Genomic DNA, 13321 nt, shown 5'->3' with positions numbered 1-13321 from the left:
ATCACTGACGGTCTTTTCATTTCTACAAGTAAGTCCAAAAATCTTTAAATCTTTAAATCAAAAACTACCAAATCACAACCCTCAAGCTGTCCGGCTGATACATCTTGTCGCCCGGTTTCACGTTGAAAGCCTTGTGGAATTCAGGCAAATTGGCCAAAACCCCATTCACGCGGTATTGTGCAGGCGAATGCACATCGGTCATGATCTGCATTGCCAAGGTTTCTTTCTTATAATTCACCTGCCAAGCATAACCGTATGCCAAGAAATAACGTTGCTCTGGCGTCATGCCACCAATTTTCTCGTTGTTTTTGTATTGTGCTGTTTTCTTGAAAGCCTCCAAGCCCATCACCACACCACCAAGATCGGCAATATTTTCACCTTGGGTGGCATCGCCGTTTACAAATTTCCCCGGAAGCGGTTCAAATTTGCTGTATTGGACCACGATAAGTTTTGTCTTGGCTTGAAATTTTACCAAATCTTCGGCAGTCCACCAATTCTTTAGGTTGCCGTTTTCATCGTATTGGCTTCCCTGATCGTCAAAACCATGGGTGATTTCGTGTCCGAAAGTAGAACCTCCAATAATGCCATACAAAACAGCATCATCCGGCATTCTACCTTCAAAACCTGGAACTAAAATGTTACAAGCAGGAATCACAATCTCGTTATTACTCGGATTGTAATATGCATTATACGTCTGCGGAAAAATGCTCCATTCCTTACGGTCAACCGGTTTTCCGAATTTTTGCATCATATAATCGTATTCCCATTTGTTCGTAGCCATCACATTCGCACAATACGAATCCCTGCTAATTACAACACTACTCATGTCCTTCCATTCATCGGGATAACCCACCTTCATTACAATCTTGTCCAGTTTCTGCAAGGCTTTTTTCTTGGTCGGTTCGCTCATCCAATCCAGATTCTTGATGTGTTCGGCATAAACCGTTCGGATGTTGTTTCCAATCTCCAGCAGTTTTTCCTTTGAGCCTTTCGGCAGATAATCGGCTACATAAATCTGTCCAATCAATTCTCCCAAGGCACTGTCCGTATGGTCGGTAATCTTTTTCCAACGCGGTTTTTGTTTGGTAACCCCATTCATGACCGTTCCCTTGAAATGAAAAATCTCATCCCTGAAATCCTTGCTCAGATAGGTACCGTATTCCGCAAGCAATTGCGATTTCAAATACACTTTCCAATCTTCAATCGAGTAGCTTTTCACCATCTTGTTCAAGTTGGCATAAAATCCCGGTTGTGAAACAATGATCGAATCGGCTTTTGCAATTCCAAAAGCAGGAAGTGCTTTCGCCCAGTCGATATTGGGAGTCAGCTTTTGCAATTGTGCCAAAGTCATCTTGTTGTAGTTCTTCACAGGATCACGAAGGGCTTCCATCTTCAAGGAAGAGTTGGCCAGTTCGGTTTCAAATTTCATGATCATCGAAGCGTTTTTCTTCGCTGTTGCATCATCCGTTCCGGCAAGTTTTGCCATCGCTTCCAGATGCTTTACATATTCCGTTCGGATGTTTGCCGTTTCGGCATCGGTATTAAAATAATAGTCTCGATTGTCTAAACCCAAACCACCTTGCCATAAAACCAAGGCATGCTGACTGCTGATTTTATCGTCTTGCGAAACCACCAAGGTAAATCCAGTATGAACGCCAATGGAATGCAAATGACCAATGGTGGCAAACAATGACGCCGTATCGTTAATGTCGTCAATACGTTTCAAATCAAGTTTCAGCGGATTCAAACCTGCCTTTTCAATGGCAACGGTATCCATTCCCGAAGCATAGAAATCGCCAATCTTCTGGATGTTGCTTCCTTTTTTGGCATTGGTTTCGCTTGCAGAAGTTTCACATATTTTTCTAATCTGGGCTTGAACCGTGTCCTGAATCGTGTGGAAAATTCCGTTTCCTCTCTCGCTTGCCGGAATCGGGTTTTCCTTAAACCACCTTCCGTTGGCATACATAAAGAAATCATCTGCCGGGCTGATGGTAGTGTCGAGGTGTGTCATCAAAGGATCTTCCTGTTCAGAGAAATCCTCCTTCTTGTTGCAACCCATCAGTAAAGTTGCCGATACCGCAAGAAAACAAAGGTTTTTAGTAATGTTCATAAATTTAATTTGAATAATAATGGGCGAATATAAATAATATACGGCAGTAATCTCAAAAATGGTGTGGTTTTTACAAGTGTTGAAATCGAATAGAAAACACATCTTTTAATTATTGATTCTTTTGATGAAATTATATTTTATTTGTTTCAAGCAAATGGCATAAAAGTAGTAAACGAGAAAGATTTTGAAAGGTTATTACTTATTCTGATTACTTCATTGGTATTTTGTATTTGGAGGATTGAGGTTTGCAAGGGAAATTTGTATATTTTTACTTGAAGAATGCTTAATCTATTTATATTTGGGTAAATAATAATGGCTTTTATCGGTATACGGCACTTTTTGGGTGGGTAGGTCTGGTTTTGGTAGACATATAAATAAGTTATGCACAATTAATATAAGATGAAATAAAAAAGAAAACATGACCAAAAGAGTAGTTAAAACAACAATTAATAATATTCCTACTGAATTAATTAAATCGAGAACCGATTTTAACAGCGAACTTGATAAAAGAATCGAACTGGGAAATGAACTGATAAAAAGGATAGTAAATACACCAGATGATTTTAATGTCCTTAGGTCTGATTATTCAAATTGGAACGATTACAACTCAGAATATTTAAAGCATGCATTTAATAAAGAGTTTAATGAGTATAAGAAACGTTATGATGATGCCGGATCTTTTAACTTCGCTATCATTAGCACAAATAGAACTAAATCACCTTATCAAGAGCTTCAAGATTTTCGAAGTAGAATAGATTCAAAATTAGACAACCTAATCAAGTTAAAATTGAAGTCAGAACTTCTTAAATCCTCGATTGAAGAAAAAAATGGAAGTCAAATTATTAAAAATGAAAAAAACTTAAGTGAGGTATTTATAGTACATGGTCACGACGACGAAGCGAAAATTAAGACTGCTAGATTCGTTGAGAAACTTGGATTTAAGCCAATAATACTTCATGAACAGGCAAGTGGAAGCAAAACGGTAATTGAAAAGATAGAAACATATTCAAACGTTGGTTTTGGGATTGTGCTTTACACTCCATGCGATACTGGAGCCAAAAAAGAGGATGATCCAAAATACAAGAATCGTGCAAGACAAAATGTTGTATTTGAGCATGGCTTTTTAATCGGGAAAATTGGGAGACAAAATGTTTGCGCTTTAGTAAAAGATGATATTGAAACGCCTAATGATATCTCTGGTGTTGTGTACATTAAAATGGACGTTGACGATGCTTGGCAGTTAAAACTAGCACGAGAACTAAGAAATTCTGGATATGAAGTCGATATGAATAAGTTGTAACCCGCTCTTCGAAGTAACATAAATACATCACTGTAGTACCGAAAAGTTGCAAACCACAGAAAAAATAGTTTCTAAAAACAACTTACGTAATAATTTATTATTTTTACACGTAAATTAATTACTATGAATACGAAGCTCACCTTAAATCTTGACAAAGAAATAATTGAAGAGGCAAAAACTTATGCCAAAAGTCATAAAGTAAGCCTATCAAAGCTGATAGAAAACTATCTGAATTCGCTCACTCGGGAGTCAAAACAAAAATCATCGGTTAGTCCGTTGGTAGAAAGTTTGACAGGAATAATTCCTAGCGACTATGATGAAAGAAAAGAGTACAGAAATTATATTGATAAAAAATATTCATAATGGAGCATGTTTTTGTCGATACCAATATTATAATTGATCTTTTAGCCAAGCGTGAACCTTTTTATAAAGATGCCCAAGATTTGTTTACTTTGAGCGATAAAAAAGAAATCCAACTTTGTATCTCTTCTTTATCATTTGCAAATGCTTACTATTCGATAGTAAAACATCATAAAGATGTGGATGCAAAAAAATTCTTGACGAAATTTAAGGTTCTAGTAACTGTTCTCCCTTTAGATGACAAGGCAATTGAATTGGCTTTGGCATCAGATTTTAATGATTTTGAAGATGGTTTACAATACTTTATCGCAATGGACAATGAAGCTGATTGCATCATTACAAGAAATAAGAAAGATTTTAAAAATGCTAAAATTCCAGTAATGACTGCTGGAGAGTTTATGAAAAAATAAGTTGCTTTCAGAAATTATGGTGCCTCATCATCTCACAGGGTTAACAGTTATAAAATGATCAAATACTTCAAAACAATTCTTTACGTTCTAACCGCATTAGTATATCTAGATATTGTTATGCATCCTAATAAAAGCTTTTCATTCTTAAAGATTAATCAATTTATGCTGTCCTTGATTGCACTAGTAACCCTCATAAGTTTACTGTCCCTAATAGTAGCTTCCTTTACAAGAAAGCTATACAATGTCAGAAAAATTGCATCTGTATTGTTTCTACTATCTGCTGCAATTATTTGCAACGAGCTTCTTTTTTCGTATAGTTTTCATCAACCATTGGTTTTCTTGATAGGTCTGACGCTACTAGCTCCGTTTCCTTTTGTACTGGATGAACTAATACATATCGAAAAGAAAAAAAACATTTATTTTGTAGTGCTGTTTTCTTTGATCGTATTGATTTCAACACTGGTTTTCTTTATTGTCTTTTATGTTCCGTATGAAGATTATCTAGGTGGATTGCCAATCATGTTCGTTCATCATTGGATTAGAAACTGGATCATTGCCATTGCGATTGTATCAATAGTTTTTGGGATTTTAAAAATAATATCTTCAAGAAAGGATGTACACTAACCATTCTTTCAAAAAACCATCCCCCACCCAAAAATTTAAGAATAACTTATCCTATTTTCAAAACCCACAATCAAATAATCTACTTAACTTTGTTAGGAACCCATTACCCAATCAATTAAAAAAGATTATTTTATGGATACTACCAAAAACACCTTTGAGGACAACCTCAACCGCCTCTTTGTTTCCGAAGACGAGATTCCACAGCAGCACCGCATCGAGGAACTCCACCAAAAAAGATACCTCAGCAACGGCGAAATGAAAAACTGGGACGGCCCGCTTCACGAAGTCTATTCCCCTGTTTACATCAAAACTTCCGAAGGACTAAAACCAAAACTAATCGGCAGTTATCCCGTTGGTACGGAAAAAGAAGCACAGGAATCGCTTAATGCCGCCGTTGAAGCCTACAACGATGGCCGTGGTGAGTGGCCAACAATGCCTGTTTCCGAAAGGATCAAACACGTAGAGCTTTTTACCAAAAAAATGATTGCCACAAAAGAAGCCGTTGTAAAGCTCATCATGTGGGAAATCGGGAAATCCCATGCCGATTCCATCAAAGAATTCGACCGAACTGTAGAATACATTTATGCAACAATAGATGCCCTAAAAGACATCGACCGTGATTCGTCAGGATTCCAAATCGTGGAAGGTATTGCGGCTCAGGTTCGCCGTTCGCCACTTGGTGTGGTTTTGTGTATGGGACCTTTTAATTATCCGTTAAACGAAACCTTCACTACCCTGATTCCGGCTTTGATTATGGGAAACACCATACTTTTTAAACCGCCGAAATTCGGAACCTTGTTGCATTATCCTCTACAGGAAGCTTTTCAGGAAGCTTTTCCAAAAGGAGTCGTGAATGTAATTTACGGTAGAGGAAATGTCATCATTCCCGGACTGATGCAATCCGGAAAAATAAACGTGCTGACCTTAATCGGCTCCAGCAGAGTTGCCAACGAGCTCAAGAAACAACACCCAAAAGTCAACCAGCTTCGTGCCGTTTTAGGTTTGGATGCCAAGAATGCCTCCATCATCACCCAAAACGCCGACTTGGATTTGGCAGTAAAAGAAACCTTAACAGGTTCATTATCGTTTAATGGACAACGCTGTACGGCTTTGAAGATTGTATTTGTCCAAAAATCAATAGCCGATGATTTCATAAAAAAATTCAACAAGGCAGTATCCGAATTAAAATTTGGTTTGCCTTGGGAAGAAGGCGTGAATCTAACCCCGCTTCCAGAACCTTATAAAATAGATTATTTAAATGATTGCATTGCCGATGCCGAAAAATTCGGAGCCAAAGTGGTCAACGAAAATGGAGCCAAGACTAATGAATCGTTCTTTTATCCAGCGGTAGTTTATCCTGTGAATAAAGAGATGAAACTCTATTATGAAGAACAATTCGGACCAATAGTTCCGATAGTTCCCTTTGATGATTTGGAGGAAACCATTCAATACCTCATCAATTCTACTCACGGACAACAAGTGAGCATCTTCAGTAACAATTCAGATGAAGTCGCTTGGCTGATTGACCCTTTGGTGAATTTAGTAAGCCGTGTCAATGTCAACAGCCAATCGCAACGTGGCCCAGATGTGTTACCTTTTACTGGAAGAAAAGATAGTGCTGAAGGAACTTTATCGGTTACCGATGCGATTCGCTCGTTTTCCATCCGATCTTTGGTTGCCTTTAAGATGAATGAAAGCAATAATCAGCTCGTAAATGAAATCATCGATTCAGGAAAATCAAATTTCTTGAGTACTAAATTCATCTTCTAAACCAATTAACATAAGGGTTTAATGCAATGCTTATGCTAACATAGAAAAAATTTATGATAATTTTATTTTATAAGATCAAATAGCGTTGTACATTTGCCTAACGGTGTTAAACAATTTAATACTTTATTAAAATGGCAAGCAAAGATCGAATTTTACGTCAAAAAGAAGAGACCAGAAAGAACATTCTGGACGCTGCCTATACTATTGCAAAAGAAGAAGGTTGGCAAAGCCTCAGCATGAGAAAAATTGCCGATAAGATTGAATATACAGCCCCAATTATTTATGAATATTTTTCTAACAAGGATGCCATCTTGCAAGAACTAACACTCAAAGGTTTTATTTCTTTGACCAAAGATTTGGAAAAGGCGAAAAGCCTTTCGGAAGACCCAGCCGAACAATTAGAAAAAATGTGGATGGCGTATTGGGATTTTGCCTTTTCAGACAAGGAGCTTTACCAAGTAATGTATGGAGTGCAAATGAACTGTTGCTCTGGAAGATGTTCTGCAACTGAAAATCCGTACAATTTATTTACAGGTGTAATTGCCGAAGTAATGAAAAGCCAAAATCCATCAAAAGAAGTAATCAAGCAAAAATATTTTACTTTCTTTTCTGTTATCCACGGATTGGTTTCAGTGAACATGATTGGAAACGGTTTATCAACAATAACAAACGATCAAATTTTAAAAGATGCCATTGGTGGTATTATAAAATCCATACAATAAAAAAATTTTCAAGTTTACTTAACAGTGATAAATCATTTAATTAACATATAGAGAAGCAAATGCTTTTTTTTGAACTTTTACTTAACACTGTTAGATAGTTTAATACCAATTTTAAATAATATGATAGAAGAATAAATATATGCTTTTTTTCGATTTTTTACTTAACGGTGTTAGATAATTTAATACAAATAAACGAACCCTTAACCCTAATAAATGCAATTAATTCCAATGTTAAACAAATTTAAAATCAATACTAAAATGAAAAATGCAATCCTCTCCAGTTTCATCCTGGTACTAACATTAATCGGATGTTCGGATAAATCCCAAGCTCCAATGGCGGCTGTGGCACCTGAACTTCCAGTCTATTCAATTGAAGCTTCAACAGCTACAACTGATTCTGAATATCCAGCAGCAATTCAAGGAACTGTGGATGTTGAAATTCGTCCACAAGTGAGTGGCAACTTGGAAAAAGTTTTTGTTGATGAAGGTGCTTATGTTTCTAAAGGGCAAGCCTTGTTCAAAATCAACGAACAACCTTACCGTGAACAATTGAACAACGCCTTGGCAAGTCTGCATTCTGCGGAAGCGGCTTTAATCAATGCCCAATTGGAAATCGACAAATTGACACCGCTTGTTCAAAACAAAGTAGTTTCGGACTATCAATTGAAATCGGCAAAAGCTTCCCACAGGATTGCTACTGCGAATTTGGATCAGGCAAAAGCAATGGTCGGTTCTGCCAAAATTAATTTAGGATACACCACCATCACAGCTCCTGTAAGTGGCTATATCGGACGTCTTCCTAAAAAACAAGGAAGTTTGGTTTCATCAGCAGATATTGAGCCGTTGACAAAACTTTCTGACGTTCATGAAGTGTATGCATATTTCTCACTTGGAGAAACGGATTTCATCAACTTCAAGGCACAATATTCTGGAAATACCATCAATGATAAAATCAAAAAGTTGCCTCCTGTAACGCTAATTTTAGCCGACAATAATGCTTACGCAGAAACAGGAAAAATCGATATGGTTGATGGACAATTCGATAAAAACACTGGAGCCATAACGCTTCGCGCCACTTTCCCTAACTCAAAAGGCTTGCTTCGTTCTGGAAATACAGGAAAAGTTCGTTTGGAGATTCAACATGGCGATGCGATCCTAGTTCCACAATCTGCAACAATTGAAATGCAGGATAAAGTTTTCGTATTCACTGTTGATAAGGAAAACAAAGTAACCAAAGCACCAATTACAATCGCTGGCAAAAGTGGTTCCGATTATCTTATTAAAGAGGGCGTAAAATCAGGTGATCAAATCGTTTTAAGTGGTATCGACAAACTTCAAGAAGGTCAGGCAATCCAGCCAACAAAATCTACCAAGATTGCTCAAGTAATTACTAAAAAATAATTTTTTCGAAATGTTCAAAATATTCATTCAAAGACCGGTACTTGCAACCGTAATCTCCATTTTATTGGTGATATTAGGTGTACTCGGACTTACAAAATTGCCCTTACAACAGTTTCCTGATATTGCACCACCGTCGGTTTTGGTGACGGCCGTTTATCCTGGAGCAAATGCCGAAACGGTTTTACGTTCCGTTGCACCTTCCTTAGAAGAATCTATAAATGGTGTTGAGAACATGACCTACATGAGTTCAACTGCCAGTAATGACGGAACTCTAGCCATCACTGTATTTTTTAAATTAGGAACTGATGCCGACCAGGCTGCAGTAAACGTTCAAAACAGAGTTGCTCAAGCTACCAGCCAATTGCCTGCGGAAGTAGTGCAACAAGGTGTCATCACGGCAAAACAGCAAAACAGTTTCATCATGGCCATCGGAATGTCAACCGAAGATGAAGCTAGATACGACCAGACTTTTGTTGCCAATTATGCCCAAATCAATATCATTCCAGAAATCAAACGTATTCCTGGAGTGGGTTCGGCTGCCATTTTTGGTGGAACAAAAGATTACTCGATGCGTGTTTGGTTGAATCCTACACAGATGGCAACGTATAATGTAACGCCAAATGAAGTTATGGCTGCCATCCAGGACAAAAGTTTGGAAGCTGCACCAGGTAAATTTGGTGAACGAAGCAAGGAAGTTTTCGAATATGTAATTAAATACAAGGGAAAACTGACCAAACCAGAAGAGTATCAAAACATTGCCATCCGTTCTAACAACGATGGTTCGATTCTTCGCCTGAAAGATGTTGCCAGAGTGGAACTTGGTGCCTATTCTTACAACAGTTTGACGCGTTTGAATGGCGAAAAAGGAATTGTAATTGGTATCATTCAGTTGGCGGGTTCCAATTCAAATGACATTCAGGTTGCGATTAATGAATTGATGGTAAAAGCCGCGAAAGATTTCCCAAAAGGTATCAAACACAATATTTTTTACAGTACAAAAGTTTCGTTGGATCAATCCATCGAACAAGTACAACACACTTTGATTGAAGCATTTATGTTAGTATTCATCGTCGTATTTCTTTTCCTTCAGGATTTCAGATCAACTTTAATTCCTGCAATTGCAGTTCCGGTAGCGATTTTAGGAACCTTCTTTTTCATGCAATTGTTCGGATTTTCGATAAATCTTCTAACGCTTTTCGCTTTAATCTTGGCGATTGGTATTGTGGTCGATGATGCTATTGTGGTCGTCGAAGCCGTGCATGCCAAAATGGAACACAAGCATTTGTCGCCAAAAGTTGCCACCCACGAAGCCATGCACGAAATTACCGGTGCAATCATTTCTATAACTTTGGTAATGGCTGCCGTATTTTTGCCTGTCGGCTTTATGGAAGGTTCTACCGGAGTTTTCTATCGACAGTTTGCCTTCACGATGGCAATTGCAATTGTAATTTCGGCTGTAAATGCTTTGACTTTGAGTCCTGCCCTAGCTGCATTGTTTTTGAAAGACAATCATGCACCTCACGATGGTGAAAAACCATACGTTAAGCCAGGATTTAAACAAAAATTCTTCAACGCATTCAATAGCAGTTTCACCTCTTTAACCAACCGTTATGTTGGCGGATTAAAATTCTTGATTCGTCATAAATGGGTAAGTTTAGGCGGTTTGGCCTTAATTACAGTAGCTACTGTTATCATGGTCAGAACGACTCCTGCTGGATTTATCCCAACGGAAGACCAAGGATTTATTGCAATTGCAGTAAACACACCATCTGGAACATCGCTAGAAGGAACTCAAAAAGTAATGAACGAAGCCGAAAATATGTTGCGAAAATTGGATGCCTCAAGAGATGTAACCGCCATTTCAGGTTTCAACTTATTGACGAATTCTACAAGTCCATCATCTGCAATTGTTTTCGTATTGCTTAAACCAAACAAAGAACGTGGCGAGGTAAAAGACATCAATGAGATAATGGGCCAAGTTCAAGGTAAATTAAGTGCTATTTCAGGAGGAACTTTCTTTGTGTTCAGTTTTCCAACTGTACCAGGTTTTAGTAACGTGGAAGCATTGGATGTTGTTTTGCAAGATAAAACCGGCGGAAAGCTCGATAAATTTAGCGGTGTCTCTCAAGAATTCATCGGAGAATTGATGAAGAGACCAGAAATTGCAGTGGCCTTTACGTCCTTCAAAGCCGATTATCCTCAATTGCAATTGGATATTGATGATGCCAAAGCCGATCAATTAGGTGTGAAAGTAAAAGATATTTTACAAACAATGCAAGCCTATTTTGGTAGTGCTCAAGCCTCTGATTTCAACCGATTTGGAAAATACTATCGTGTGATTGTTCAAGCTGATATTGAGGATAGAGCTGATCCTTCTGCCATCAATAATGTATTCGTAAAAAATAAAAATGGCGAAATGGTCCCGATAAATACTTTGGTAAAACTAACCCGTATTTATGGTTCAGAAACCGCTTCGAGATACAATTTGTTTAACTCGATTTCAATCAATGCGATTCCAAAACCTGGCTTTAGTTCGGGAGATGCCATAAAAGCGATAGAAGAAGTGGCTGAACAGCAATTACCAGCCGGTTACAGTTATGAATTTTCTGGACAGACTCGTGAAGAGATTTCTTCCGGAGGACAATCAGCAACGATTTTCCTACTATGTTTGATCTTCATTTACTTCTTACTTGCTGCACAATACGAAAGTTATATTTTGCCTTTAGCGGTAATATTTTCTATCCCAACAGGAATCTTCGGAGTATTTGCTGCCATCGGCTTGACTGGAATTGAAAACAACATCTACGTTCAGGTTGCCCTTGTAATGCTCATCGGATTACTCGCCAAGAACGCGATTCTGATTGTAGAGTTCGCCGTTCAAAAAAGGAAATCAGGTCAGGCTTTGGTGAATGCTTCCATAAATGCTGCAAAATTACGTTTACGACCAATTATCATGACCTCACTGGCTTTTGTTGTCGGATTGATTCCGATGATGAGTGCCACAGGACCATCTGCTCAAGGTAACCATTCCATCAGTATTGGTGCCGCTGGAGGTATGGTTTCAGGAGTAATTCTAGGATTGTTGATCATTCCTGTTTTATTCATCGTATTCCAATATTTACAAGAAAAAGTCAGCGGAAAACCAATCGCTGTAATCCATAACGAAGAAAAATAATGAAAAAGCACATCAATAAATACCTTGCCCTACTCGTACTTCTTATCTTGTCAGCGTGTAAGATTTCCGAAAACGTCGAGACTCCAAAAGAAGCGATTCCGGCAAGTTTTAGAAATTCTGCAACTGAAGATTCAACTTCTATTGCCGATCTAGAATGGAAACAATTCTTTAAAGATGCTTCTCTTTTGAAACTCATTGACAGTGCCGTTGCCAAAAACAACGACCTGCAAGTGGCTCAAAAAAACATCGAAGCTGCCCAATGGCAATTGAAACAAGCCAAATGGAACAATGTTCCTGAATTTAACCTTCAAGTTACGGGAACTTCTACCCGACTTTCAGACAATAGTTTGAACGGTTTGAGTACGAATACCTTTCTTGGTCAGCACCACGTTAACGATTATAATGCCGCACTAGGATTGTCGTGGGAAGCCGACATCTGGGGTAAAATGAGAAGTCAGAAAAAAGAAGCCTTGGCAAAATACCTGCAATCGGGTGAAGCCAAGAAAGCTTTGCAAACTACCATTGTTGCCAATGTTGCCAAAGGATATTACAATCTCCTAATGATGGATGCTCAACTGGCAATTGCCAAAAAGAACCTGACCCTGAACGACAGTACCTTGTTTGTAATCAACTTACAATTTGATGCCGGACAAGTCACTTCTTTAGCCAAGCAACAAGCCGAAGCACAACAATCAGTTGCGGCACAATTGATTCCGCAATTGGAACAAAATATTGCCATTCAAGAAAATGCCTTGAGCATTCTGGCAGGAGGTTTCCCTGGTAAAAAAGAACGGAATACCGATTTGAACGCCATCGGTCTAAACGACGATTCATCTGCAGGAATCCCTTCTTCATTGGTGAGCCGAAGACCCGATGTGCATTTTGCTGAATTGGGCTTGCAAGCCGCCAATGCAAAAGTGGGTATCGCCAAAGCGTATTTCTATCCAAGCTTGAAAATTACTGCTTCGGGAGGTTTGAATTCCTTTGAATCCAGCAATTGGTTCAATATTCCTGCTTCTTTGTTCGGTACCGTTGCTGGAGGTTTAACCCAGCCTATTTTAAACAGCAATAAAATCCGCACCCAATTTGAAGTGGCCAAAATAGAACGCGAAAAAGCCGTCATTCAATTCCGTCAATCGGTTCTAGTTGCCGTTGGAGAAGTATCGGATGCCTTGGTGCAGGTTGAAAAACTGAAGGAACAGCAAAATATTGTAGAAAAGAGAGTAACAACTTTACAAACCGCCATCAAAAATGCCAATATGCTCTTCAAGAACGGAATGGCCAATTACCTCGAAGTGATTGTGGCTCAAAGCAATTTGCTTCAAAGCGAGCTAGAATTAGCCACCATAAAACGCTCCCGTCTGGATGCCGATGTTAGTTTATACAGGGCTTTAGGCGGAGGCTGGAAATAAAAATTAAGGTTTTGTTCTAGATTTGTTTTTATTTGTT

At 38.4% G+C, this 13321-nt stretch carries 10 protein-coding genes; 9 read left to right on the top strand and 1 reads right to left on the bottom strand.

Annotation, left to right across the window (positions count from 1 at the left end):
- Nucleotides 1-64 precede the first annotated feature (64 nt).
- Entirely contained in the window at nucleotides 65-2110 is a 2046-nt protein-coding gene (locus J2X31_RS08355) for a M13 family metallopeptidase (protein WP_310025942.1), read from the bottom strand.
- A 418-nt stretch (nucleotides 2111-2528) separates the two neighbouring features.
- Here J2X31_RS08355 and J2X31_RS08350 point away from each other — a divergent pair, with 418 nt between their 5' ends.
- The 9 genes from J2X31_RS08350 to J2X31_RS08310 all read left to right on the top strand — a co-directional run bounded on the left by J2X31_RS08350 (nucleotide 2529) and on the right by J2X31_RS08310 (nucleotide 13284).
- Complete coding sequence (locus J2X31_RS08350; RefSeq protein WP_310025940.1) at nucleotides 2529-3410, top strand: TIR domain-containing protein; 882 nt, start codon at nucleotides 2529-2531, stop codon at nucleotides 3408-3410.
- 123 nt (nucleotides 3411-3533) lie between these two features.
- Nucleotides 3534-3773, top strand: a complete 240-nt coding sequence (locus tag J2X31_RS08345; RefSeq protein WP_310025939.1) for a DUF6364 family protein — start codon at nucleotides 3534-3536, stop codon at nucleotides 3771-3773.
- Nucleotides 3773-4180 carry a type II toxin-antitoxin system VapC family toxin gene (locus tag J2X31_RS08340; protein WP_310025937.1) on the top strand — a complete coding sequence of 136 codons (408 nt, stop codon included), beginning with the start codon at nucleotides 3773-3775 and terminating at the stop codon, nucleotides 4178-4180. The genes J2X31_RS08345 and J2X31_RS08340 overlap by 1 nt, the downstream gene beginning before the upstream one ends.
- A 54-nt stretch (nucleotides 4181-4234) precedes the next feature.
- Nucleotides 4235-4804: a hypothetical protein gene (locus tag J2X31_RS08335; RefSeq protein ID WP_310025935.1), complete on the top strand. Its 570-nt coding sequence runs from the start codon at nucleotides 4235-4237 to the stop codon at nucleotides 4802-4804.
- A 132-nt stretch (nucleotides 4805-4936) separates the two neighbouring features.
- Nucleotides 4937-6574 (top strand): NADP-dependent glyceraldehyde-3-phosphate dehydrogenase, encoded by a 1638-nt coding sequence (locus J2X31_RS08330; protein WP_310025934.1) that lies wholly within the window; start codon nucleotides 4937-4939, stop codon nucleotides 6572-6574.
- 131 nt (nucleotides 6575-6705) lie between these two features.
- The gene (locus tag J2X31_RS08325; RefSeq protein WP_310025933.1) at nucleotides 6706-7296 is read left to right on the top strand and encodes a TetR/AcrR family transcriptional regulator; all 591 of its coding nucleotides are present in this window, start codon (nucleotides 6706-6708) and stop codon (nucleotides 7294-7296) included.
- Between the two features lie 258 nt (nucleotides 7297-7554).
- Nucleotides 7555-8697, top strand: a complete 1143-nt coding sequence (locus tag J2X31_RS08320; protein ID WP_310025932.1) for an efflux RND transporter periplasmic adaptor subunit — start codon at nucleotides 7555-7557, stop codon at nucleotides 8695-8697.
- Nucleotides 8698-8707: 10 nt separating this feature from the next.
- Nucleotides 8708-11872, top strand: coding sequence for an efflux RND transporter permease subunit (locus J2X31_RS08315; protein WP_310025931.1), 3165 nt, complete (start codon nucleotides 8708-8710; stop codon nucleotides 11870-11872).
- Complete coding sequence (locus J2X31_RS08310; RefSeq protein WP_310025930.1) at nucleotides 11872-13284, top strand: efflux transporter outer membrane subunit; 1413 nt, start codon at nucleotides 11872-11874, stop codon at nucleotides 13282-13284. The genes J2X31_RS08315 and J2X31_RS08310 overlap by 1 nt, the downstream gene beginning before the upstream one ends.
- Nucleotides 13285-13321 lie beyond the last annotated feature (37 nt).

The organism is Flavobacterium arsenatis (assembly GCF_031456785.1).
GTDB lineage: Bacteria > Bacteroidota > Bacteroidia > Flavobacteriales > Flavobacteriaceae > Flavobacterium > Flavobacterium arsenatis.
This window is presented reverse-complemented; position numbering and strand designations above follow the sequence as displayed.

Excerpts from the sequence above, each read along its gene's own strand:
- J2X31_RS08355 (WP_310025942.1), bottom strand. The coding sequence starts at position 2,110 with ATGAACATTACTAAAAACCTTTGTTTTCTTGCGGTATCGGCAACTTTA.
- J2X31_RS08350 (WP_310025940.1), top strand. The coding sequence starts at position 2,529 with ATGACCAAAAGAGTAGTTAAAACAACAATTAATAATATTCCTACTGAA.
- J2X31_RS08345 (WP_310025939.1), top strand. The coding sequence starts at position 3,534 with ATGAATACGAAGCTCACCTTAAATCTTGACAAAGAAATAATTGAAGAG.
- J2X31_RS08340 (WP_310025937.1), top strand. The coding sequence starts at position 3,773 with ATGGAGCATGTTTTTGTCGATACCAATATTATAATTGATCTTTTAGCC.
- J2X31_RS08335 (WP_310025935.1), top strand. The coding sequence starts at position 4,235 with ATGATCAAATACTTCAAAACAATTCTTTACGTTCTAACCGCATTAGTA.
- J2X31_RS08330 (WP_310025934.1), top strand. The coding sequence starts at position 4,937 with ATGGATACTACCAAAAACACCTTTGAGGACAACCTCAACCGCCTCTTT.
- J2X31_RS08325 (WP_310025933.1), top strand. The coding sequence starts at position 6,706 with ATGGCAAGCAAAGATCGAATTTTACGTCAAAAAGAAGAGACCAGAAAG.
- J2X31_RS08320 (WP_310025932.1), top strand. The coding sequence starts at position 7,555 with ATGAAAAATGCAATCCTCTCCAGTTTCATCCTGGTACTAACATTAATC.
- J2X31_RS08315 (WP_310025931.1), top strand. The coding sequence starts at position 8,708 with ATGTTCAAAATATTCATTCAAAGACCGGTACTTGCAACCGTAATCTCC.
- J2X31_RS08310 (WP_310025930.1), top strand. The coding sequence starts at position 11,872 with ATGAAAAAGCACATCAATAAATACCTTGCCCTACTCGTACTTCTTATC.